This is a genomic window from Staphylococcus sp. HMSC061G12, from assembly GCF_001838465.1.
Taxonomy (GTDB): Bacteria; Bacillota; Bacilli; order Staphylococcales; family Staphylococcaceae; genus Staphylococcus; species Staphylococcus simulans.
On the sequence record NZ_KV837168.1, the window covers coordinates 65,748 to 89,975 of the forward strand.

At 34.9% G+C, this 24,228-nt stretch carries 19 protein-coding genes; 11 read left to right on the forward strand and 8 right to left on the reverse strand.

Annotated elements, in window-relative coordinates; all coding sequences use genetic code 11:
* The first annotated feature begins 74 nt into the window (after positions 1-74).
* Complete coding sequence (locus tag HMPREF2937_RS12995; protein WP_023014805.1) at positions 75-1,283, forward strand: MFS transporter; 1,209 nt, start codon at positions 75-77, stop codon at positions 1,281-1,283.
* A 752-nt stretch (positions 1,284-2,035) separates the two neighbouring features.
* Entirely contained in the window at positions 2,036-2,893 is an 858-nt protein-coding gene (locus tag HMPREF2937_RS13000) for a DUF262 domain-containing protein (protein WP_070864768.1), read from the forward strand.
* Positions 2,894-3,254: 361 nt separating this feature from the next.
* On the opposite strand, the gene HMPREF2937_RS13010 is transcribed toward HMPREF2937_RS13000, so the two are convergent.
* The 5 genes from HMPREF2937_RS13010 to HMPREF2937_RS13030 all read right to left on the reverse strand — a co-directional run bounded on the left by HMPREF2937_RS13010 (position 3,255) and on the right by HMPREF2937_RS13030 (position 8,242).
* Positions 3,255-4,103 (reverse strand): SAM hydrolase/SAM-dependent halogenase family protein, encoded by an 849-nt coding sequence (locus HMPREF2937_RS13010; protein ID WP_070864769.1) that lies wholly within the window; start codon positions 4,101-4,103, stop codon positions 3,255-3,257.
* A gap of 317 nt (positions 4,104-4,420) precedes the next feature.
* Positions 4,421-5,803 (reverse strand): NAD-dependent succinate-semialdehyde dehydrogenase, encoded by a 1,383-nt coding sequence (locus tag HMPREF2937_RS13015; protein WP_070864770.1) that lies wholly within the window; start codon positions 5,801-5,803, stop codon positions 4,421-4,423.
* Complete coding sequence (locus tag HMPREF2937_RS13020; RefSeq protein WP_373879080.1) at positions 5,766-6,152, reverse strand: APC family permease; 387 nt, start codon at positions 6,150-6,152, stop codon at positions 5,766-5,768. Before HMPREF2937_RS13020 ends, HMPREF2937_RS13015 begins: the two co-directional genes overlap by 38 nt.
* 224 nt (positions 6,153-6,376) lie before the next feature.
* Entirely contained in the window at positions 6,377-6,703 is a 327-nt protein-coding gene (locus HMPREF2937_RS13025) for a hypothetical protein (protein ID WP_002480189.1), read from the reverse strand.
* A gap of 45 nt (positions 6,704-6,748) precedes the next feature.
* Positions 6,749-8,242, reverse strand: a complete 1,494-nt coding sequence (locus HMPREF2937_RS13030) for a catalase (protein ID WP_070864771.1) — start codon at positions 8,240-8,242, stop codon at positions 6,749-6,751.
* 208 nt (positions 8,243-8,450) lie between these two features.
* Here HMPREF2937_RS13030 and HMPREF2937_RS13035 point away from each other — a divergent pair, with 208 nt between their 5' ends.
* From HMPREF2937_RS13035 to HMPREF2937_RS13065, 8 genes are all read left to right on the forward strand, one after another.
* A complete protein-coding gene (locus HMPREF2937_RS13035; protein WP_002480187.1) occupies positions 8,451-8,873 on the forward strand; it encodes a cupin domain-containing protein in 423 nt (140 codons plus the stop codon).
* A gap of 137 nt (positions 8,874-9,010) precedes the next feature.
* Positions 9,011-9,931, forward strand: coding sequence for an FAD:protein FMN transferase (locus tag HMPREF2937_RS13040; RefSeq protein ID WP_070864772.1), 921 nt, complete (start codon positions 9,011-9,013; stop codon positions 9,929-9,931).
* A gap of 130 nt (positions 9,932-10,061) precedes the next feature.
* The gene (locus HMPREF2937_RS13045) at positions 10,062-10,751 is read left to right on the forward strand and encodes a zinc-ribbon domain-containing protein (protein WP_070864773.1); all 690 of its coding nucleotides are present in this window, start codon (positions 10,062-10,064) and stop codon (positions 10,749-10,751) included.
* A 37-nt stretch (positions 10,752-10,788) separates the two neighbouring features.
* Complete coding sequence (locus HMPREF2937_RS13590) at positions 10,789-12,729, forward strand: AAA domain-containing protein (RefSeq protein ID WP_142351453.1); 1,941 nt, start codon at positions 10,789-10,791, stop codon at positions 12,727-12,729.
* 57 nt (positions 12,730-12,786) lie between these two features.
* On the forward strand, positions 12,787-13,905 hold the full coding sequence (locus tag HMPREF2937_RS13595; protein ID WP_142351454.1) for a DEAD/DEAH box helicase: 1,119 nt from the start codon (positions 12,787-12,789) through the stop codon (positions 13,903-13,905).
* 388 nt (positions 13,906-14,293) lie between these two features.
* Positions 14,294-17,314 carry an NADH-dependent flavin oxidoreductase gene (locus HMPREF2937_RS13055; RefSeq protein ID WP_002480183.1) on the forward strand — a complete coding sequence of 1,007 codons (3,021 nt, stop codon included), beginning with the start codon at positions 14,294-14,296 and terminating at the stop codon, positions 17,312-17,314.
* Between the two features lie 17 nt (positions 17,315-17,331).
* On the forward strand, positions 17,332-18,729 hold the full coding sequence (locus HMPREF2937_RS13060) for an MFS transporter (protein WP_060804743.1): 1,398 nt from the start codon (positions 17,332-17,334) through the stop codon (positions 18,727-18,729).
* A 284-nt stretch (positions 18,730-19,013) separates the two neighbouring features.
* Positions 19,014-19,439, forward strand: coding sequence for a hypothetical protein (locus HMPREF2937_RS13065; protein ID WP_061055056.1), 426 nt, complete (start codon positions 19,014-19,016; stop codon positions 19,437-19,439).
* 77 nt (positions 19,440-19,516) lie between these two features.
* On the opposite strand, the gene HMPREF2937_RS13070 is transcribed toward HMPREF2937_RS13065, so the two are convergent.
* Positions 19,517-20,815, reverse strand: a complete 1,299-nt coding sequence (locus HMPREF2937_RS13070; RefSeq protein ID WP_070864774.1) for a TcaA second domain-containing protein — start codon at positions 20,813-20,815, stop codon at positions 19,517-19,519.
* Positions 20,815-21,657 carry a zinc ribbon domain-containing protein gene (locus tag HMPREF2937_RS13075; protein ID WP_002480179.1) on the reverse strand — a complete coding sequence of 281 codons (843 nt, stop codon included), beginning with the start codon at positions 21,655-21,657 and terminating at the stop codon, positions 20,815-20,817. Before HMPREF2937_RS13075 ends, HMPREF2937_RS13070 begins: the two co-directional genes overlap by 1 nt.
* 270 nt (positions 21,658-21,927) lie before the next feature.
* On the opposite strand from HMPREF2937_RS13075, the gene HMPREF2937_RS13080 reads away from it, so the two are divergent.
* Positions 21,928-22,641, forward strand: coding sequence for a zinc-ribbon domain-containing protein (locus HMPREF2937_RS13080; RefSeq protein WP_083326958.1), 714 nt, complete (start codon positions 21,928-21,930; stop codon positions 22,639-22,641).
* 421 nt (positions 22,642-23,062) lie between these two features.
* Here HMPREF2937_RS13080 and HMPREF2937_RS13085 read toward each other — a convergent pair whose 3' ends face one another.
* Positions 23,063-23,671 carry an NDxxF motif lipoprotein gene (locus tag HMPREF2937_RS13085; protein ID WP_070864775.1) on the reverse strand — a complete coding sequence of 203 codons (609 nt, stop codon included), beginning with the start codon at positions 23,669-23,671 and terminating at the stop codon, positions 23,063-23,065.
* Positions 23,672-24,228 lie beyond the last annotated feature (557 nt).

Genomic DNA, 24,228 nt, shown 5'->3' on the forward strand with positions numbered 1-24,228 from the left:
TCAGCATTTAAAAAATGCTGATTTTCTTTTACACTAAAATAGAATGAACGTTATATCTAAAAGGAGAGAAGTTTATGAGGTTTTCTAAGCTGGTTATACCTGGTATTTTAATGATAGCTGTGACATATGGACTGGGTCGGTTCAGCTTTGGTTTGTTTTTACCAGATATTTCACAAGATTTAAGTCTGACACCGACACAGGCTGGTTTAATTTCATCATTGTTCTATTTATCTTATTGTTTCTCCATTATCTTTGCGACATTTAAAACTGATAAAGTCGGGCCGAAAAATATGATTATGGCCGCAGGTTTATCAGTATTAATCGGACTTATTTTAATTGGTATCTCACCTAATTTAATGATTCTTGCCTTAGGTGTGTTATTTGCGGGTGCTAGTACAGGATTCGTCTCACCACCTTATGGTTATGTGATTTCATTATGGATTAAATTAGAGGAACAAAGTAAAGCGAACACTTGGATTAACTCAGGTACAAGTATTGGTTTGATGCTTGCTGGAGTCACTGCAATGATCGCATTTTTAGATTGGAGAACGATGTATCTCTCTTATGCAGTACTCGCGCTTATTATGTTGGTGTGGAACTTTATAATTATTCCAAGTTTAAATCAACCTCTTGAAATTTACACAGGTTCATTTAATTTATTAGATGTTAAAAATGGCAGTCGTATTGCTTTAGCTTCTACCTTGCTAGGTATTGCGACTGCACCATTTTGGACATTCTCTAAATCTTTCGTTCAAGCCACAGATCTTTATACAAACTTTCAACTCTCTATTTTCTGGATTTTAATTGGGGTCTTCGGCATTATTGGAGGTGTTTCAGGCAACATCATTGAGCAAAAAGGCATACGCTTTGCTTATAATTTAGGTGTGATTGCGATTTCTGCCGCATCCATTTTACTCGCACTTGCGCAGTTGTTATGGATTACACCTTTTATTGCCTCTTCTTTATTTGGCATTAGCTATATTTTCTTAACAGGTGTACTAATGGTTTGGGGCATTCGTGTCTATGTTAGAAATGCGTCAATCGGTATCGGCATTCCTTTCTTACTCCTGGCAGTCGGACAAGTAATCGGTTCTATCCTAGCAGGACCACTAATTGTTTTCCTAAACTACAAAGCAACCTTTGTTGTATTTGGTTTAATCAGTTTAAGCGCGCTATGGATTTATCCTAAATTTAAACTCAAAGATAACCCAGTGCCAGAAGCAGAATACAGTAAATTGCAAGAAGATAATAAACATGTGTTGAAGGATTTTGAGGAAGAATAAAAAAAGAGAGTCGTGCTTATATGTTAGGTGTATGCATATATACTATGATAATTATTTGCTTTTCAATTAAAGTTTGGTGTAAATATGAGTAATCTAAAAACCTGAAAGCAGTGATATAAGCTAAATCGTATATTTTAAAGGGGCTGTTATAAAATTAAAAAACAAGTGTTTTGTAGTGTTATTATAAGCTGAAAATTTTAAAAATGAGAATTGATGATTTTGATTTATATCATAGGCTTGGGTACTTAAGGCATCAAACTACTGTATGTAATAGCCGAACATAAAATAATATGGGAGAATAAATGACTGTTCTTGTTTGATTAACTTGATTAATAAACATATGTTGATTTTAGAATGAAAATTTCAAAGCATAAAGTGTAATCAACTTTTTAATTCTAATATTTAACATAATATTATATACTTTTCGAGAATAATGACACTTCAACCAAAATATCAAAGTTCAAAATATCTTAAAATGTTAAAGATAGTGAGATTTGAATTGCATCAATTTATAAGGGACACAGAAAATAGAATGAAGTCATTTTGAATCGATAAAATTGTTGAAGTTGTATAGGTTTAGACAAATGTTTACTATGGTTAGTTCGAAGAGTATTGGAAATCTATAAAGAAATCTAAATGAGTAAAAAAGTAACAATTATTAAGGATTGATGCTAGATAAAAAATTTTGATTGAAAATAAATATATAAAAGAGGATGTCAGTAATTACTTAATAATAAAAAAAGGGTATAAGTATGAGTTTTAATACTGAAAACAGAACAATTAAGGATATATTTCAACGAGCAGCTGAATATAAAGTACCAAGATACCAAAGAACTTATGTATGGAAAGAAAATAATTGGTCAGAGCTTTTAACAGATGTTACTTTTACAATTAACACAGATTCTGACGCTAATTGGTCTCACTTTCTTGGAACAATAGTTTTAAATGATAAAAATAAAAATTTGGGAACAGCTAAGGATCCAGGGGTGGATTATTATGAGATTATTGATGGTCAACAACGTTTGACTACAATCTTTGTTATTTTTGCAGTTATTGTAAAACACTTAAATGATATGGATAATGAAGAAGCTGAAAACCGTGCTAAATTTATAAAAAATACTTATTTAACAACTTTAAAATCGACTAATGAAACAATTTCTAAAATTAACAATCCAGATCTTCATTCGTCACTCCTTTCAATCTTAGATTATATAAGCAAAGACTCAAAAGTAAAGCTAAAAAAGAGCAACAACACTCTGTATCATGTTTTTAACTACTTTGATGATTATATAAAAGAGAAAAGCTTTGAAGAAACAGACATGTTCTTAAACCAACTACTAAAGATTAATATTGTCGAAATTGTATCTGGAGAAGAAGAGGAAATTTATAACATTTTCGAAGTGTTAAATGCTAGGGGACAAAAGTTGAAACAAATGGAGTTACTAAAGCATCATATAATGAAATATGTCCAACCTAGAACGGATGATTTTATTGATCACTCAAAAAACAAGTGGAATGATTTAATAGAAATCACCAAAAATTTATCGGATATTGACAGTTTGATTAATCATTTTTCAAAATGCTATATAAAAAAAGAGCAGAAAATATAAACTCTGTATACAAATTAATAAAAGAAGAAGTTAGCATAGATAAACTTTCTGGTCTGTTAGATGATTTACATGAATTTGCAAAATCTTATATGGAAGTTAATAAGGTAGAAAAATCTAATACGGCAGTTGAATATTTTAATATCAAAAGAAATCAACAGATTCGTTCTCTTTTAGCAGCAATAAATCTTCTGAAGAATATAATAGATACAAAAAGTTATTGGAAGAGGTTGAAAAGTAAAATTAAAACCTGTATAAAACCTAAAATAATGAAAAAGAAACTAAGAGAGCCCTCAATGCACTGAGGCTCTCTTTTACATTTATTCAACTATATTTTAATCATTATAAGAATCACTAGTAGAGGTTAGAATGTTGGTCCTTTAGTTATTTCGATACGCCAGTCATTTCCTGTGCTAATATGATAGAGTTTAGAAAATGAATTTTGGTTGACCGCAACGCCTATATTAACGAGTGAGTTAATGTAAACTAAAGGTTCACCAATGTTGACGTCCGCAAAAGAACGTACGAATTTCATGATGTTTTGATAGACTTTGTTTTCACGGTTATAAATGGTCACAATCAGGTTATCTCCATGGTGTATATCATTCTCTTTAAAGTAAGAAAGTGGAATGTTGGTCCATAGAGAGCCGAAGCGGATATCTAAGACATCAATATAACCGATGAGTGTATCGCTTTCTTGCCTAGAATCGTTGATTGGAAGTTGTTTGATTGAGTCTAAATCAATAGACTGGCCTAAATCTTCAAATTCAATTTGACCGGCAGCTAAGCGAGCACCATTATAGGCATAAATATCACGACCATGGAAAGTATGACTTTCTTCAGAATGCGGTAAACGACTTTTGACTTCATCTATCGCAATGACTGATTCAATGCCTTCATAATGCAGTATATGTGTCAGTGAACCGTTATCTGGTGTAATGATATAGTGACCTGTTTTGGTCAAGCAGGCAATACTTCTGCGATCACTGCCTACACCAGGGTCAACGACAGAAACAAAGACTGTGCCTTTTGGCCAGTATTTCACAGTCTGGTAGAGACGATAGGAAGCCACCCAAATATCATAAGGTGGAATGTCATGTGTTAAATCACTGATGAAGATATTGTCACTGACCATACGTGCAACACCTTTCATTGCGCTGACTGCACCGTCTTCTATACCAAAATCTGATTGTAAAATTAAGTTGTTACTCATCTTTATTCTCTCCTCTAATGTGTGATTCTTCAGATGACGGACTTATTATTTAAAAAATCTGAAAACTTTAAACGTATGCCTATATTATGCCCTTTTCATATGAAAGTCAATATCCTTTTAAAATACTAGGAATTCAATATAAAAATACGCTTAGTATTTAAATTTTCTCAGTTTTAAAACTGAGGAGGAGTTTAACTTTAATTGGTAATATTATTTTTAGTAGTACGTATAGGCTCAATAAAAAATCGATGAAAACACTTAAGGTTTTCACCGACTTTTTATTTGAGACTTGATTTATTACTTGTTTTTTAACTAGTTTACATATCGCCGATAGATAAATATTTCGTTTCTAAATATGGCTGAATACCTTCAATGCCGCCTTCTCTGCCATAACCACTTTCTTTCATACCACCGAATGGGGCATGTGCAGCAGAAGGACCGCCATCGTTCCATCCAATAACACCATAATCTAGATTATTATAGATGTAAAAACCAGTTTTATAATTATTAGTAAAGAAGTAAGCAGCTAAACCGAATTCAGTGTCATTCGCCATTTTGATTGCGTCATCTAAATCAGCATAAGCCATAACAGGAGCTACAGGACCAAATGTTTCTTTATGCATAATTTCCATATCTTGATTCGCATTTGAAATGACGACTGGTTTTAAGAAGTTGCCGCCTAGTGATTCAATTTCATCCAATGAACGAGATAATTGTCCGCCTTTAGCTTCTGCATCTTTAATCTGATGAACGACTTTATCTACTCCATCTTGGTTAATTAATGGGCCAACGTCTACTCCTTTATCTAAACCGTTACCTACTTTTAATTCATGTACTTTTTGTATTAATTTATCTACATACGTATCGACAATATCCTCATGTACATAAATACGGTTGGCACAAATACATGTTTGACCAGCATTTCTGAATTTAGTTGCGATTGTTTGAACGACAGCATCATCAATATTTGCGTCTTTGTGCACAATTACGGGTGCTAGACCACCGAGTTCCATAGTGACATTCTTAACAGAACTAGCAGCGCCTTCAATCAATTTCTTGCCGACAGGTGTAGAACCTGTAAAGGTAATCTTTTGAATGATTGGACTTTCAGTAAAAATACGTCCAGCATCTTTACCAGATATAATAACGTATTGAATAGCGTCTTTTGGGATGCCTGCTTCATGTGCTAGTTCTACTAAACGGATTGTAGTCAGTGGTGTTTGTACCGCTGGTTTACATACAATCGTACAACCTGCAGCTAAAGCAGGTGCCATTTTACGAGTAATCATTGCTGCAGGGAAGTTCCAAGGTGTAATCGCACCGACAACTCCGACAGGGAAAGATTGAACAATGATCTTTTTTGAAGCGGAATTTGCTGGAATAGTACGTCCATATAGACGTTTTGCTTCTTCTGCATACCAATCAACGTAGGAACGTGCATAATCAACTTCACCTAGAGCTTCTTTTAAAGGTTTGCCGCCTTCTTTTGTAATCAGTTCAGCGAGTTCCTCTTTATGTTCATCAATTAATTTTGACCAAGCCCATAGTTTCTCAGAACGTGTATGGGCATCTACTTCACGCCAAGATAGAAAGGCCTCATGTGCTTTTTCTATTTGTTTATTCACTGTAGCTTCATCCGTATACTCAAGTGTTTCAATCACTTCATTCGTTGCTGGGTTCAAAACTTCTAATTTTGTCATTTTCTACCACCTTATTTTTCCTTTTTTGTACATAATATAAAATCGCTGCAATTCCATACCAAACAAAGACAATTAGCCATTCAGAAGGCCATATTAATGAAGATGGCATTCCTGGCAAGTAAATAATGATGAACGATAAACTTAAAATAATTGCGATGACACCTATTGCTTTACCATTCTTGATTTTATAAGGTCGTTTTAAATCTGGTGCTGCTTTTCTTAACTTTAAGAAAGAGAGTGCTACCAATAAATAACCAATTACTACTCCAATACCCCCAGCGTCCACAATCCACACTAAAGTGGGATAAAAATAATAGGGTGATTTACTTAGGCGGATCCCCCGAAACATTGCCACCAAGATTAAGAATCAGTTATATGATTTTACCTAAACTGTTGGAAAACAATAGAATTTGTAATTACTCTTCAGAAAAGCCTTCAAATGATTAAAATTGAAGAATTCATATTCCAATATAAATAAAGTAAAGAAGCTATCAACTCGGAAAAGATGATAGCTTCTTCTTTGTTATTAAAAGAATTAGTAGTACCTCGATCTTGAACTAAAACTTTTAAAAGTTATTTTATTTGCGATGTAACATAAGCTTTGAAGCTTTCAGCTTCATCTTGTTTGAAATCAGTTAATTTAAATGTGCCAATTTCAAATGTCAGACTTAATGTGTCTTCTGTGAGTTCAATCGCTTTAATTTCATTGTATGCGATGTTGCGATAATAGAACTCTCCAGCCATATCTACATTTAAAATCAAACGTTCATTTGTGGCGATGTAAGCTGCTTCAAAGATTTTAATTTCACCGTTCATTGGATAACCCATTTTGCCTAATACTGAAGCTTGTTGTGACTCGGTTGGAAATAGGTCATTTGGGTTCACTTTATCTAATATCATAAATAAGCTACCTCTTCTTTATATATTGCCTAGGAAATAATCGGCTTAGTCTTCAGCATCTAAATCAATACTGTTAATGTCGATACCCATTGCTTTTGCGACACCTTTACCATACTCAGGATCTGCTTTATAGCAATGACGGATATGACGTTCTTTTACTTCTAATGTTACGCCTTCCATTTCATTTGCTGTGTTTTGGAAGATGCGTTCTTGTTGTTCAGGTGTTTGTAGTCTGAACAATTTACCTGGTTGTTCGAAGTAGTTATCGTCATCTTCACGGTAGTCGTATTCATAAGCTGGACCATCAACGACATCCATTGGTGGACGTTTGTAACCTGGTTGGCTTTCCATTGCGCCTGTGCTGTTAGGGTAGTAATGTGTTTTACCGCCTTGGTTGCCGTCTAAGAAGCGACCTTGACCATCACGTGCGAATGGACATAAGTTTTCAACACCTACACCTTTAGGTTGGTTGACTGGGATTTGCCAGTGGTTAACACCTAAACGGTAACGTTGAGCATCTCCATAAGAGAATAAGCGACCTTGCAACATTTTGTCTGGTGAGAAGTCGATACCAGGCACAATGTTAGTTGGTGCGAATGCTGCTTGTTCAACATCCATGAAGTAGTTGTCAGGGTTGCGGTTTAATTCGAACTCACCGACTTCAATTAATGGATATTCATCTTTAAACCAAACTTTAGTTAGGTCGAATGGATTGTCTTTGTGGTTACGTGCTTGTTCCTCTGTCATGACTTGGATATACATTTTCCATTTAGGGAAGTTGCCTTCTTCGATAGCTTCGAATAAGTCACGTTGAGATGATTCACGATCTTTCGCAATCACTTGTTCTGCTTCTTCTGGTGAGAAGTTTTCAATACCTTGTTGTGTACGGAAGTGGAATTTCACCCATACACGTTCGTTATCTTTATTTAATAAAGAATAAGTATGTGAGCCGAAACCGTGCATGTGTCTATAGCCACGAGGAATACCACGGTCAGACATTAAGATTGTTACTTGATGTAATGCCTCAGGTAATGAAGTCCAGAAATCCCAGTTGTTTTGTGCACTGCGCATATTTGTACGTGGGTCACGTTTAACTGCGTGGTTTAAACTTGGGAATAATTTAGGGTCTCTGAAGAAGAAGACAGGTGTATTGTTACCTACAAGGTCCCAGTTACCTTCATCTGTATAGAATTTTAATGCGAAGCCACGGATGTCACGTTCAGCATCAGCTGCACCGCGTTCACCAGCTACTGTAGAGAAACGTGCAAACATAGGTGTTTGTTTACCGACTTCTGCGAAGATGCTCGCATCTGTGTATTGTGTAATATCATTAGTTACTGTAAATGTCCCGAATGCACCTGAACCTTTAGCGTGCATACGTCGTTCAGGGATAACTTCACGATCGAAGTGTGCTAATAATTCTAAGAAATATACGTCTTGCATTAGTAATGGACCACGTGGACCAGCTGTTGCTGAGTTTTCACGATCTCCTACGGGATGGCCGAAAAGACCTGTTAATTTTGATTTGTCTTTACTCATATTCAACTCTCCTTATTTAGAATGATTCTAATCTATCTATAATGATTGTAGCATGACGCATTAAAAAACTGTTAAAGAATAGCACTCGTTCTTTGAAAAAATTAATAACTGTTCTTGAAGAATTTGTGAACTCTTTATAAAAGTCGTTTCAATGAATTAAAACGGAGTACAATATAAATGTAAGCATTAAATCAAGGAGGGTTTTAAAATGACTTATAATTTTGAAGACCAAGGTAACAAACCAGTAGTAGATAATATCGAAGGTATGACATTGGAAAATGAAAACTATCGTACTACCATTTGGACTGGTTCAAATATTCAAGTTACATTAATGACAATTCAACCAGGAGATGACATCGGTTTAGAAATCCACCATGGTATTGAACAATTCCTACGTGTTGAACAAGGTAAAGGTTTATGCCAAATGGGTCCTACAGAAGACAATTTAAATTTCGAAAAAGAAGTCAACCCTGACGATGCGATTATCGTTCCTGCAGATACATGGCATAACGTCACAAACAAAGGTGACGAACCATTAAAACTTTACTCAATCTACGGTGGCCCAGACCATAAATTCGGTACTGTACACAAAACACACCAAGATGCAGAAAATGATCCGAACGAACATTAATAACACACATCATCATATATGAGGAAAACGACATTTCTTGAAAGAGGAGTGTCGTTTTTTAATTTGAATTTCGAGAATGAAAGAGAGTTTGATAGTATAAAGATAAATCTATTGTTATGTATTGAGGAGCTGCTGAAATGAAACAGAAAGTATTAAATCTCATGGGTACACGAATTACTTTACAGATTGAACACCCTAAAGCAGAAGTACTATTAAATCATGCTGAAGAGATGTTGAAAGACTATGAAAAACGCTTTAGCGCAAATGATGATAAATCAGATTTAATGCACGTAAATCAAAATGCGGGCATTAAACCTGTACAAGTAGATGAAGATTTATTTGAATTGATTGCACAGGCACATGCGGTCAGTCTGTCTTCTGATTCTAAGTTTAATCTGACGATTGGGCCATTAGTTAAATTATGGAAAATCGGCTTTAAAGATGCTCAATTACCAAATGAATCTGACATTCAAGAGCGTTTACAAAAAATCCAACCAGAAAATGTAGTATTAGATCATGAAGCGTATACGGTTTATTTAAAAGTATTTGGTATGGAAATTGATTTAGGCGCTATTGCGAAAGGTTACTTTGCGGATAGATTAAAAGATTACTTTGTCTCACAAGGTGTACAAACAGGCATTATTGATTTAGGTGGTAATGTCTTAACGATTGGTCGCCCTATAGACAAAGATAAGTGGACAGTAGGAATCCAACAACCTGATTCTGAACGTGGAGGGTTAGTAGGTGTAGTAGAAATCACCGGTCAATCTGTGGTGACTTCTGGTATCTATGAACGTTATTTCTATAAAGGTGACAAACTGTATCATCATATTTTAGATTCAAAAACAGGTTATCCAGTAGAAGGGGACATTGCTAGTATAACGATTGTTTCTGATCAATCTATTGATGGAGAGATTTGGACAACCGTATGTTTTGCGATGTCGATTAATCAAGCGATTGCGGTGTTGAATGAAATTCCTGGTATTGAAGCGGTGATTATCAGTAAAGATGGTGAAGTCTTCACAACACAGCGTATGACGCATCTCACTTTGATTTGATTTTACATAGATATTAAATTATACCGAAATGTAAAAGGAAAGTTGAATATAATTTAATAAACATATAGAAGTGTGTTACTCATGTACATTATAATGAACACAAGAAAATAATTGTGAGGTAATTATAAACATGAAATATTGTACAAACTGTGGGAAACCTTTAGCACCAGATGAACACTATTGCACAAATTGCGGTAAAGAAAACAGAGATTATCATGAATTTTCACGTTCTGAAATTCTACACGAGCGTACATCAGTTTCACCTTGGAAAGTCATCGGTTGGAGTCTGTTAGGCTTAGTTATCTTAGCTTTAATCATAGGCGGCGCTTATCTTGCTTTTTATTTCTATAGCGGAGGTTCAGGAAACCACCAGCAAAGCGCAAATAATCATGAACAAGCAACGCATCATAACTTGCCAGACACAGATAAAATCTCAGTCAATGTGAATTCAACGGAGTTTAGTCAAAACTTTATGAAATCATCGAATACGCATGGCTATAAAGGCTTTGAAATTGGTCAATCTAAATCAGATGTACAAAGTACGTTCGGCAAATCAGAAGGTACAAAAGAAGTTCGTGGAAACAAAGTTGAATTATATGGCGATATGGGTGTCAGCTATGATAATGACAATAAAATTGATCATGTCTTTGTGATTCCATCTCATATGTCTGAAACTGAGTTTACAAGTTTTCATAACGCACCTGATATAAATCATGGAAGTGTTTGGTATTACGATACGCTGAAAGATAATGGATTCAGTATTAAGGTATATACAAAAGACAATATGATTGAAGCCATTGAAAATATTCCGCAAATTTAATGAATCATAATTATTAATTTAACCGGGGGTGGGTTGATTGAGTCATTTAGTACAAAATACCTTATCAGCTTGGGCGCTCATTGAAACATTGCAACCAGGTGAAGTTGAGGGTATTGATGATTATTTAGATAAGAAAATTTTTGAAGCACAGTATAAACAAAAAGTGATGCATAACTTTGAAGTATTCAAGCCTATATGGGAAGAAGATGATTATAAATTAAAAGAGTACGCAGCTAAACAAGGGCAATTACAATTTCAAATGTATCGCCATTGTTTTAAGTTTGCGGAAATTGAGAAAACATTGCGTCAAATGTTTAAAGAGGAAGAAGTTTATAACGAAAGCCAAAAGGATTGCTATGGCTACACTTTCATGGTAGACAAACAAGGTAATGTCTTAACAGACACCATTTATGTTCCAATGCTTATGAGCGCAATGAAGGGTCTCAAAAAGAATCAAAATGCTGATATAGAATCAGAATATGAACATAATATGGAACGCTTTAGATTAGAGTGTGAAGGTGTTTTAGGTGATAATCCATTAACAGAAGCACGTTTGAATAAAATGGATAAATTGTATACGAAGTATTTTGAACGCTATGAAACGCAGTATTCTAGATTCTTTAAACATGCAATCGCAATCAGATATGTTACGCCAGAAGAAGAAATGGATGAATTAAACAGCTTTTTCTTAAGTGATATTGAAGCAGCTAAAGCTTCTCCAAACGCAACATTAACACAGTACATAGAAGGGGTTGCTGATACAGAGAAGACTGAAATAGATGAAAACAGAGCGTTGATTGAAGAAATATTACAACCTAAATATTATCCTGACGGTAGATGGCCTTCTCTAGTTGAACACCGTCTCTCATTGATGCAACAAGTTGCGGTAAATCGTATCACAAGTGGTACTAGTAAGGTGAATTCAGTTAATGGACCACCAGGAACTGGAAAAACCACTTTGCTCAAAGATATTTTTGCACATAACATCGTGGAAAGAGCGAAAGAGATGATAAAGCTTTCTAGTCCATATAAAGCTTTTGATAAGCGAAAGATACATGAAACAGATAGATTTGATACGCACTTCCTTAATGAAAATATTGCTCAATTTAAAATGGTTGTGGCCTCAAGTAACAATGGTGCAGTAGAAAATATTACCAAAGACTTACCAAAAGTAGACGAGATAATTCGTAAAGACGGCGATTCTAAATTTCCAGAATATGAACGTGCTTATCAAGATGAAGCAGAAAAATTAGCAGGGTTCGCTAATATTGCTGAGAAAATCATCGAGGAACCTGCTTGGGGAATGTTCTCAGTTGCACTTGGTAAAAAGAAAAATATCGATCTTGCAAATAAGTATGCCGTCATCAGTAAAGAAGAGGGTTTAACCAGCTATTTAAGTGAACAAAAAGAAAACACTGACTATAAAGATTGGAAAGAAGCTAAAAAAGCATTTAAACAAACATTAGATAAAATTAATGAGCTAAAAACAGAGATTGAAAAAGGAGTTCAGTTAAATGCTCATTATCAAAATGCTGAATCCAAAGTTCGCCAATTAGAGAAAGAAAGTGTTCAAAATGCCAGAATTGTTGAAAAGTTAAATGAAGAACTTAATCGATTAAAAACTTTAAAAGTGGAAGTTGATAAAGAATTAGATGAAAGTTCGGATGAAATTAAATTGCTAAATCATACGATGGATCAAGAGAAAAACAAAGGGCTTTTCGGTAAAGTGGCACAATTGTTCAATGGTGACAATCAAACTTCTTCTAATCATAATTTAAGCGAAAAAGCGGCAAAGTTGATGGATGAGAGAGAACAACTTAAAGCCAAGCGTAAAGATATTAAAGAAAAAGAAACAGAGTTCGAAAAACATAAACGTGATGCAGAAGGACGTCTTAAGGAAGATGAGAAAACGTTAGAAAAATTAAAAGCTGACTTACAGAAATTTAGCGAATTCAAAAAACAACATGATAATGTTTAATTTTCGGATGATGCATTCTGGGCAAAAGCTAATTATGATGAGAGACAAGAGAAAGTATTGAATACGTCAGATGAACTCCAATTCTACAGAGGCCTCTTGTTTATACAAGCAATGGTACTGCATAAAATTTTGTTAATCTTGAACTATAAATCTGTACAGTCAGGGCTATGGGACTTTGTGAAACGTCATGAATATATTAAAGATAAGTATGAAAAAGTAGAGAATGCTTGGAATATATTACATTTAGTTTATCCAGTAGTGAGTACAACGTTTGCAAGCTTTAGAAATATGTATCGTGATATGTCGAAAGATTTTATTGATTATTTATATATCGATGAAGCAGGACAAGCTGTACCACAAGCGGCAGTCGGTGCCTTACAGCGTTCTCGAAAGGTTGTTGCAGTGGGAGATCCAATACAGATTGAACCTGTAGTTACGCTAGATCCGTATCTTATTAATTCTGTACGTAAAGCTTATAATGTACCAGAACGACTCGTGAGTGTGGAAGCTTCTGTTCAAAGTCTCGCAGATAATGCGAATGCTTATGGTTATTGGAAAGGTACTGACACTGATGAAAAAGAATGGATTGGTATTCCGTTGTGGGTACACAGAAGATGCTTAAATCCAATGTTTGATATTAGTAATATTATCGCTTATGAAGAAAAAATGGTGTTGCCGCCTTATATTAAGAAAAAACCAGGACAAGCTGCTTGGTTAGATATCAAGGGTAAAGCAGGTCCAAAACAATATGTTAAAGAACAAGGTGAAGCAGTTGTTCAGCATGTATTAGAAGATTGGAAGCAAGCCAAAGCAAGTGGTGAGGAAATACCAAGTGTGTTTGTGATTTCACCCTTTACTAAAGTGAAAAGTGAAATTCAAAAGGCAGTAAGTAATCGCTTGAAAGATAGCTTTGATATGACTTGGAGAGAAGCGAGAAGTTGGGCTAATAAATCTATCGGTACTGTGCATACGTTCCAAGGGAAAGAAGCGGATAAGGTTTATTTTGTGACAGGAACAGATGAAACACAAAACGGCGCAATTCAATGGTCGTGTCAAAAACCTAATTTAATTAATGTTGCGGTAACACGTGCGAAGAAAGCATTTGTTATTGTAGGTGACAAAGAGAGAATCAGTAAACTCGAAAATTATGATGTTGTCGCAAACAATGTAGATTAATCATGCTTTGTTAATAAAACAAATATTAAAATAATATATATTGGATATTTAGTAACGCTCCTCTATAGCTCGATTTAATATGTAGTGATAGAGGAGCCTTGTTATATCAAGGGATAGGGAGATTGTCGATTATTTCTGTATATTTATTTCAGTAAGAAATATACAAATAAATATAGATGGAAATTTTAAAAGTGTGAAAGCTATGTAAAACTTATTTAAATATCTATTTGTTAACTATTTCACAAATTTTCTTTCTATGTTATACTTTCAGTGAATCAAAGGTAAATATAAAAAATGAATCACTTGATACTCGTTAACTTCTCATATGCTAGGTATGAGAAAAAATTTTGCGGTATCATGTGAAAATATTCACAAAGGAGAAGAGGGTATGACAAAGTCATTATTTGAAAAGGTTAAATTAGCTTCAGGAGCTGAATTAGATAATAGGATTACAATGGCACCTATGACTATCCAATCAGCTTACTTTGATGGATCAGTAACGGCAGAGATGATTGATTACTATAAACACCGCTCTGGTAAAGTGGGTGCGATTATTGTAGAAAGTTGTTTCGTAATGGACAACGGCCGTGGCTTCCCAGGTGCTATCGGCATAGATACAGATGAAAAGATTCCAGGTTTAAAACGTTTAGCAGATGCGATTCACGAAAATGGATCTAAAGCAATTTTACAGTTATATCATGCAGGGAGAATGGCTGACCCTAAATTAAATGGGGGTGCGACTCCGATTTCAGCGAGTCCGGTTGCGGCACTTCGTCCAAATGCGGCAGTACCTCGTGAAATGACAGCATTACAAGTTGAAGATATGATTCACCAATTCGGTGAAGCAACAAGAAGAGCAATTGAAGCGGGTTATGATGGTGTTGAAATTCATGGTGCGAACACATATCTCTTACAACAATTCTTCTCACCTCACAGTAACCGTAGAACAGATGAGTGGGGCGGAAGCAGACAAAAACGTACGAATTTCCCAATGGCTGTCTTGAAAGAAGTACAAAAAGCAGCAAAAGATAATGGAGCTGAAAACTTCATTATCGGTTACCGTTTCTCACCAGAAGAATTAGAAGAACCAGGTATCCGTTTTGACGATACAATGTATCTTTTAAATACTTTAGCAGAAGCACATCCAGATTATTTCCATATTTCTGCGAACAGTTATAAACGTACATCTATTGTAGATACAGCGGATAAAGAACCATTAATTTCAAAATATTTAAAACTTCAAAGCGATACGTTAGCTGACATTCCAATTATGGGTGTTGGTAGTATCGGTCAACGTGAAGATGCTGAAGAAGCATTAGAACTTGGATACGATTTAGTCAGCGTAGGTAAAGCTTATTTAGTTGAACCACACTGGGCTGAAAAGATTGAAAAGAATGAAAAAGTTGAAGATTTCGTAGATATTCATGATCAACGTTTATTACACATTCCATCTCCGTTATGGAAAGTAATGGACTTCATGATTGTCGATAAAGAAGAAGAACAACGTAAATATGAACGCTTAAAAGCGTTACAAAATAAAAAGGTTAAATATAACCCAGGTACGTATGAAGTCTTCGCACAAGGACACAATGCGAACTTACCAATGAAAGTTGTGTTCTCTGAAGATGAAATCGTGTCTATTGAAGTAGATGACAGTAATGAATCAGAAGGTATCGCAAACCCAGCGTTTGAACGTTTACCAAATGAAATCATTAATGGTCAAACATTGAACGTAGATGTGATTTCTGGTGCGACAGTGACATGTGAAGCGGTTATTGAAGGTGTGGCAGAAGCGATTAAACAAGCAGGCGAAAACCCAGACATCTTACGTGCGCGTCCAAAACCAGTTGTAGAATGGTCAGACGAAACTATCGAAGAAACAACAGATGTTGTAGTCATCGGTACAGGTGGTGCTGGTTTAAGTGCAGCAGCTTCAGTCTTAGAACAAGGCAAAGAAGTGATTATGCTTGAGAAATTCGCAGCTATTGGTGGTAATACAATCCGTACAGGTGGCCAAGTAAACGCACCTGAACCTTCATGGCAAAATACATTCCCATCATTACATGGTGAACAAGAAACACTAGAAGCGTTAATGAACCATGATGAAAATGACATTGAGGAAGAATACCTTGAAGACTTCCGTACATTGAAACAACAAATCAAAGAATATTTAGAAACACAAAAAGAAGGACAAGATTACTTGTTCGACTCTATTGAATTGCACCGTATCCAAACGTACCTTGGCGGACGTCGTGCGGATAGAAACGGTAAAGTCATCACAGGTCAATATGACTTAGTTAAAACATTAACAGACAATGTCTTAGAATCAGTGAAATGGTTAACTGAAAAAGGTGTACACTTCGATAGAACAATTGTAGATATGCCTGTAGGTGCTTTATGGAGACGTGGACATAAACCAATGAAAGCTCAAGGTTTAGAGTTCATTGAATCACTAAGTGACTATGTTCGTAAGAACCATGGTCAAATCATGACTGAAACAACAGCGGATCGTCTGATTAAAGAAGACGGTAAAATTGTCGGTGTAGAAGCAACGAAACATAATGGTGCGAAAGTTAGAATCCATACACGTTATGGTGTTGTTATCGCCGCAGGCGGATTCGGTGCGAATACACAAATGATTCAACAATATAACACATATTGGGATAACATTCCTGATGATATTAAAACAACAAACTCACCAGCAATCACAGGTGACGGTATTAAATTAGGTGTTCAAGTAGGTGCTGACTTAGTCGGCATGGGCTTCTCACAAATGATGCCGATTTCTGACCCTAAAACAGGTGCATTATTCACAGGCTTAATTGTGACACCATCTAACTTCGTCTTCGTCAACAAAGACGGTGACCGTTTCGTTAACGAATTTGAAAGCCGTGACGTCTTATCTAAAGCAGCATTAGACCAAAAAGATGGCTTGTTCTACATCATTGCTGATGAAAATATTAAAGAACTTGCGATGAACACATCTCAAGAAAAAATTGATAAAGAAATTGAAGAAAAAGTACTTTATAAAGCAGATACGCTTGAAGATTTAGCAAGACAATTAAATATGGATCCAGACCACTTTGTGAAAACAATTGAACGTTATAACGACTTCGTGGATAAAGGTCATGATGATGACTTCAGTAAGAACGCATTCGATCTTAAGATTGAACGTGCACCATTCTACGCTACACCACGTAAACCAGCAGTTCACCATACAATGGGCGGTCTGAAAATTGATACAACTGCACAAGTCATTGATATCGATAACAACCCAATCAAAGGTTTATACGCAGCAGGTGAAGTTGCGGGCGGTATCCACGCGGGTAACCGTTTAGGTGGTAACGCACTTGCGGACATCTTCACTTATGGTCGTATCGCAGGTCAAAGCATTATTAAAAATCACTAAATGAGGAGGAACAAGTAATGGCACAAAATAAGAAACAACATCAAGCATTTAAACCGGGTACACAGCTCATCGTTGCGATTATCTTATCCATCCTCACGTATTGGTTATTCGCGCAATCCTTCTTGAACATCGCACCACATGTTCAAAAAGATTACAACATTGATATGACTGTCGTGAATATTGCAGTAAGTTTAACTTCACTATTCACAGGTATCTTCATTGTTGTAGCAGGTGGCTTAGCGGATAAGCTAGGTCGTGTGAAAATGACACGTGTCGGAATTATCTTGAGTATTGTCGGATCTATTTCCGTCATTATCTCAAGTATTCCTGCACTGTTGATTATCGGCCGTGTCTTACAAGGTTTATCAGCCGCATGTTTAATGCCGGCAACGATTGCGATTATTAATCAGTTCTATCATGACGAAGAACGTCAAAAAGCGTTAAGTTTCTGGTCATTCGGATCATATGGCGGAACAGGTATCGCGTCATTCTTCGCAGGACTTGTCGCAACATTCTTTGGATGGAAGTGGATTTTCGTATTATCAATTATCCTATCTTTCGTCGCACTCTACTTATTTAGAGGAGTTCCAGAATCAAAAGAGCCTGGCGCTAAAAATATGAAGTTCGACGTTGTAGGGATTGCTATCTTCTTAATTATGATGTTAAGTATCAACGTAGTTACAACACAAGGAACAAGATTAGGTTGGTTGAACCCGATTACTTTAACACTTGATGCGATTTTCGTTATTTCAGTCTTTGTCTTCTATTTCTATGAAAGACAAAAACATCAACCGTTTATCGACTTCAGTGTATTCTCTAATAAAACGTATATCGGTACAGTATCAGCGAACTTCTTGTTAAACACAGTTATCGGATCACTCGCATTATTTAATATCTATGCACAAGCAGGATTAGGTTTCTCAGGATTAAAAGCAGGTTTCGTGACAATCACTTACTTAATCGGAAGCTTATCTATGATTCGTATTGGTGAACGTTACTTACAACGTAAAGGACCAAGATTCCCAATGCTTGCAGGACCGATTTCTATCGCAGTAGGTATACTGCTTATCTCAACAGTATTCTTACCAGATGTAGTTTATATCATCGTATCAGTCATCGGATTCTTATTCATTGGACTCGGACTTGGTTTCTTCGCGACACCAGTTCTTGATACAGCATTAACAAGTGTTCCAGCTGAAAAAGTAGGGGTTGCCTCAGGTATCATTAAAATGTCATCAACACTCGGTGCCGCATTCGGTATCGCAATCCTGACAACAGTCTACTCATCACTCGCACCAAACCATACACCAGAATTCTCAGCAGGTATTGCCTTCGTTGTAGGTGCAGCCGTAATGCTTAGCGCATTCGTCGCATCCTTTGTGACAATACCGAAAGGAAAAATGGAGAAACAATAAAATAATATGACACAAGAACTGCTAATCTATACGGGTTAGTGGTTCTTTTTTAATGCGAATAACTCAATTTTATACGGCCACTCACTTCAGACAAGCGTGAGACTGCCTTGTATGCTTCTATATGATGTGAAGGTAAAACTTAGCCATTGATTATAAGAAAGTATCTAATAGTTATTTTTAGAGAATTAAGTCCTAATTAGACACTTAATACTTAATAAAAGAGTAGTAACGTTTTAATTTCAAATATATAATTTTAGAGAATGTAAAAAACTGGGGGAGAAAATGTGAAAAAACTATTGAGTTTTATTTTTATTGTTTTTTTAATAGTATTTATAGTTGGATGTGGAAAAAACGAAACAACTGATTATTTAGAAGGAGATTGGAAAACTGATTTTGACGATGGAAATGGTAACAACTATATAATATTTAAAAATAATGAATCGTTAAAACAGTTTTCAGATAAAAACAAGAAAAAATATTCTAATGATGAATATAAATATACGGTCGAGCCTACGGATGAAGTAAATACTTTTATAGTTAAATATTCTTCTTCAGGAGTTTATGCAGAATTAAAATTTAAAAAGCTAGATGAAAACACTATGAGAAGGACACATGTTAAAATTTCTTCAATAATTTCGACTCAAGAGATAGATACAGACGATATTTATCACAGAATTAATCGTAAACATTGGTGGAATCCGTTTGACTAAAATAATAGAATAATTAACATTACAAAAGCTGCATGCCCTTAATTTCAAGGTCATGCAGCTTTAATAGTTCTATAAAGTTATTTTCCGTAGCCAGAGTCGATTTCTTCGCCGTCTTCATCATATTTAGTGACGTATTTGTCTGGTTCAATGATGTAAGATCCGGCAAGGTCACCGTCTTTATCTGTGAATGAGAATCCCCAGTCGTCTCCATCTTTTTCTGGTTCTTTATATGTGTAAGTGTCTGTATCAAGAGTGCTGCCTTCGAATGATTCTACAACGTCGATGACGTTTTCACGTGTGACTTTTTCGTCTGAGCTTTCGTCGTCATCGTCATCTTTGCTCATTTCTTTTTCGAATGCTTTATCGATTTGTTTATCGATGGCATCGTCGTCAAAAGAAAGTTTTACTGTTTCTGGACTTTCTGAATCACCTTCGAATTTCACTACTTGTTTGTCTGACGTGAAGTTCTTACCTTCAACATCAGCTACTGCGTAGACTTCAACTTTTTCATCTGGCGGATATGGACCATAATCAGTAGAAGAGTCGAAGTCATGTGGTTTGTTGTTGATGTAGAGTGTTGTATCTTCTTCGTTAATACTGTAATTATCTAACTCAACATTGAATTTGATTTGATCAAAGTTTGAGTGAGCAAGACTAGAATGTTGTGATGCATAGATTTGAAGTTGTCCTTTATAGTCTTTGTCGTTAACTTTCTTCGTAGCTTTTAACTCATAAAGACCAAGTGGGAACGAGCCGATATGACCATTACTATCTACTTTGTGTTTCTTGCCTTCGTATTCATAAGTAATTGTGCCACCGTCTGAAATATCATCCATACTAATAGAGTAGTTTGGAATATCGAATTTATAATCATCAAAGAAGAGCCATTTCTTTCCATCTTGGTCGATGTTCATAATTGTTTCGCTATCATATTTAACAGTATCACTGTACTTATGATTACGTTTCATGCTTTCGCCTTTTTCCTTAACTTCATTACCGACGGTTTTATAAAGTTTTCCACCTTCTAAGATATCAAGAAAAGCTTTAGCCTCATCTTTGCTTAATTTTTTACCGTCTGACTTAACATACTTTTTCACTTTATTTGGGTCTTTATCTTTAATCGCATCTGCGACTTGATCTGCTTGATGTGTGACACTTGCTTGTTGTTTACCAACAAAGAAGAGTATCAGTAAAACAATAATGATTGCGGCAATAATACCGATGATTACCCACATCTTTTTAGATTGTGGTTGGCGTGGTGCTGAGTGATAGTTTTGATTAGAGCGCTTAGGTGTCTGATTCGTGGGTGTTCCGCATTGTGGGCAAACTTTCTGTCCCTCTTTAAGTTTGTGTCCGCAATTACGACAGAACTTCACTAGAAACCACCTCCAAATCTAAATAAGTCTTCAAGCATACTTCCAAAGATATCTACAAATGTATTTCGAAGCATTTCACCGTAGATTGATAGTACGATAAATTGAACGACAATATAGATGATGATACCGAAGAATACTGGAATACGTAATGTATGGTAGCTAGAGTATTTCGTGATGAGATAAACAGCTGATGCATAGAAGCTGACAATTCCTAGTAATAATAAGAATGACCCGATTGAATAGATTTCGCCTCTTAGTAACAGTAATCCTAAAATGAAGAAAATGAATGAGAAAGTATTAATGAATACAAAGTCAGACAGAATCTTCGCAAAGCTGATGTTATCTTTAACTACTAGGCGTGTCACACCAGCAAGTAATCCATAAGAAATAATTAAGAATAACAGAATACCGAAGAATGATTTTGTGACAATACCTGATTTCGTAACGCCATATCCAATGTAGTTAACTTCGCTTGGAACGAAGATAGCTAAAACAATCAGTGTCAAAATTAAAAATACTGCAGAGAGTATGCCGATAAATTTAAGTGAGAAAGATTTAGTACCTGCAATCACACTGTCGTGTGATTTGAAGAGTTGTGAAAAGAAACTCGTCCCTTCGTGTTTAATTTCATTCGCATGTTGATTAAATTTTTCTTTGTCGAAACTAGGTTGTTGATTAGAGTGTGTTGGTTCATTTTCATTGTGGTTATGTAATGCTTGAGATGATTCTGATTCAGTAGAATTTTGTGAGGAAACAGCTGATACTTTAGTTAAATCGATTCCGCATTCTCCGCAGAAACGATCGTCTTGTTCAACAGGTGCTCCGCATTTTGGACATTTCATGTTAATCCCCCTTAACTTTTAATTAAATATAAAAAATAATACACAACATTTTGTGTGATTAATGTCATAGTAGCACACTCATTTTTCAATATCTATAACACAATTAAAGTTATTGAAATAATTTTCAAAAAAGACAAAAAATGTACTATAAATTCAAATAACAAGATGTATAATTGAAGTACATTATCAAGTTGTGAAAACTGCAAAGGTGATAGTTTGTACTTAAAATAACGGCATCTATGTCATCTGAATATAGAAAGGAGTTTAACTTTGAAGTACTGTACAAATTGTGGAAAGAAATTAGAACCTGATGAACTATTCTGCACAAACTGCGGTGCAAAAGTGCCACAAAAAGACAGGCGTGATGCAGCACAATCAAAACCTACAAACGAAACACACCGCATACAGTCATCTAAAAAGAAATTATCAAAAGGTTGGATTATCGTGATTAGTCTTATTATCCTCGTTTTGGTTGCTGCGTTGATTTTCGCTATCTCTCACTTTATGAGTATCCGTGAAGATAACGACAAAAAAGCCGCACAAAACGATACAACACAAGAACAAGCAACAACATCAAAACAAGAAACAAAAACAGTTAAAGTTGAAGTGAACTCAGATGACTTCAGCGCTAACTTTATGAACGCAGATAACTCTTCAGGTTATAAAGGATTCCATATTGGAGATACTAAGAAAACGATTGAAAAGAAATATGGAGAACCAGAAGAAAGTCTAGATATTAACGGTCATGACGCTAATAAATATGGCAATATTGCCGTAAGTTATGACAACGACAACAAAGTAGATCATGTCTTCGTTGTTCCTTCTAACGTCACAACAAGAGAGTTCACCGACTTCCATAACGTACCGAATGAAAAACGTGGTGATACTTGGTACTACGACAAAAACAAAGACAATGACTACACCATCAAAGTTTATACAAATGGACAATACATTAAAGCTATTGAAAACATTGATCAAATATAAATAAAAGGAGTCTAGGAAACTTGAGAAGTAAGCCTAGACTCCTTTTTTATTGCTAAAAAATAAATATAACTAATAGCGGAAATACCAAAACGAGATTAACTGAATTTATAAAAATACTTGTAATAAATGATGTATTCAAGTTACTTTCTTTTCGAAAACGTATGGCACCAAAGATAGAAAAAACTAATGTGATTAGAGAATAAATAAAAAAGAAAGTTACAGCGTTAAAACCCCAAGCAGATATAGTATTTGTTAGAAAAAATACGAATAATAAAAGTAATAATATTAGGTAATTAATAATGTTCAAGCACCAAAGTAATCTATTCAAAGGTATCATTCCTAGCTTTTCAATTTTAAAAAATTAATTTAGGTAATGGTGTTTATGTTCATATTCTAATGGTTAAAATAGTTTGATTGTTTTTTATTTTTCAAATGCGATAGTATGAATATTTTCTTGGTTTAGGAATTTTTCAATCTTTGCTTGTTCTTTGCCATTAACTGATTTGGCAGATTGTCGTAAAGCTTTGAGTTCTTCTTTAGGTAATTTGCCGTTTTTAACTTTGTCAGATGAGTTTTCAATACTTTTATCAAGATTCATCATAACTTTGTTATTAGATTGGGTGAATTTGCTTATATGGTCTGCATTAGTTTGATAGTTGTTAGGTAACTTATTGTTTTGAATATAATTTGAAAAGTTTTGATCATTCTCTTTTTTTAGATGACTGGCTTTCTTTATTTTATCAATGTCTTTTTGAGTTAATTCTTTTTCTGGATTAGAGAGTACTTCATAGTAATTACCTGCCTTTGTTAATTTTTTATCGCTGTCTAAATACAGTTGAATATCTTTTTTCATTTGTGACTTTGAAATGGTAGATTGAGTAGTTTTCTTATCAAAGTATTGTGTAGGAATACTTGTTGTTTTAACTGTCTTCTCTTTCTCTTCGCTTTCTGTTTTATTTGTACTACATCCAAAAACGAATAGAACGACAGTGAGTACTAAAATAATGTTTGATAGTTTTTTTATGAAAATTCTCCTCTTTGTTTTTTGTTCATCAGCTTCAAATCACTAACATGCTTTAATTCAAGATAAAGTTATCGATTTTCTTCAGTTTTAAATACAAGGAACATAATTAAGGTAACCACTAAAGGAAGTAGAAAGGTATCAGCTAAGTCCACCTTTCTGCTGAAGATAAACATAATCGAGTTGTAAATAATCAAGGCTAGTATATAGAATAATATGAATCTCACAATACTTTTCATAGAATCAACCCTCCAAGAGCAGTTATTATTTAATAATTATAACAAACAATAATAAATTGTTTTAGTGTAATTTACAATTTTGAAGTTATGCATTTAATAAGAGGATATCTTTAAAGTTTCCTAGTGAAATAGATTTCTCATTACGGAACTGGTAATGTCGCTTTAACACTTAGAAATAAGAAAGATTTAGAGAAGGCTAAGGCATTCATTGAAGCGAGTTATGAGAATAACTAGCGAATGATACGTATATGATGGAGTACATGTGTTAAATTGGATTAAACATGAAATATAGCAAAGGGGTCGGGACATAAATGTTCTGACTTCTAA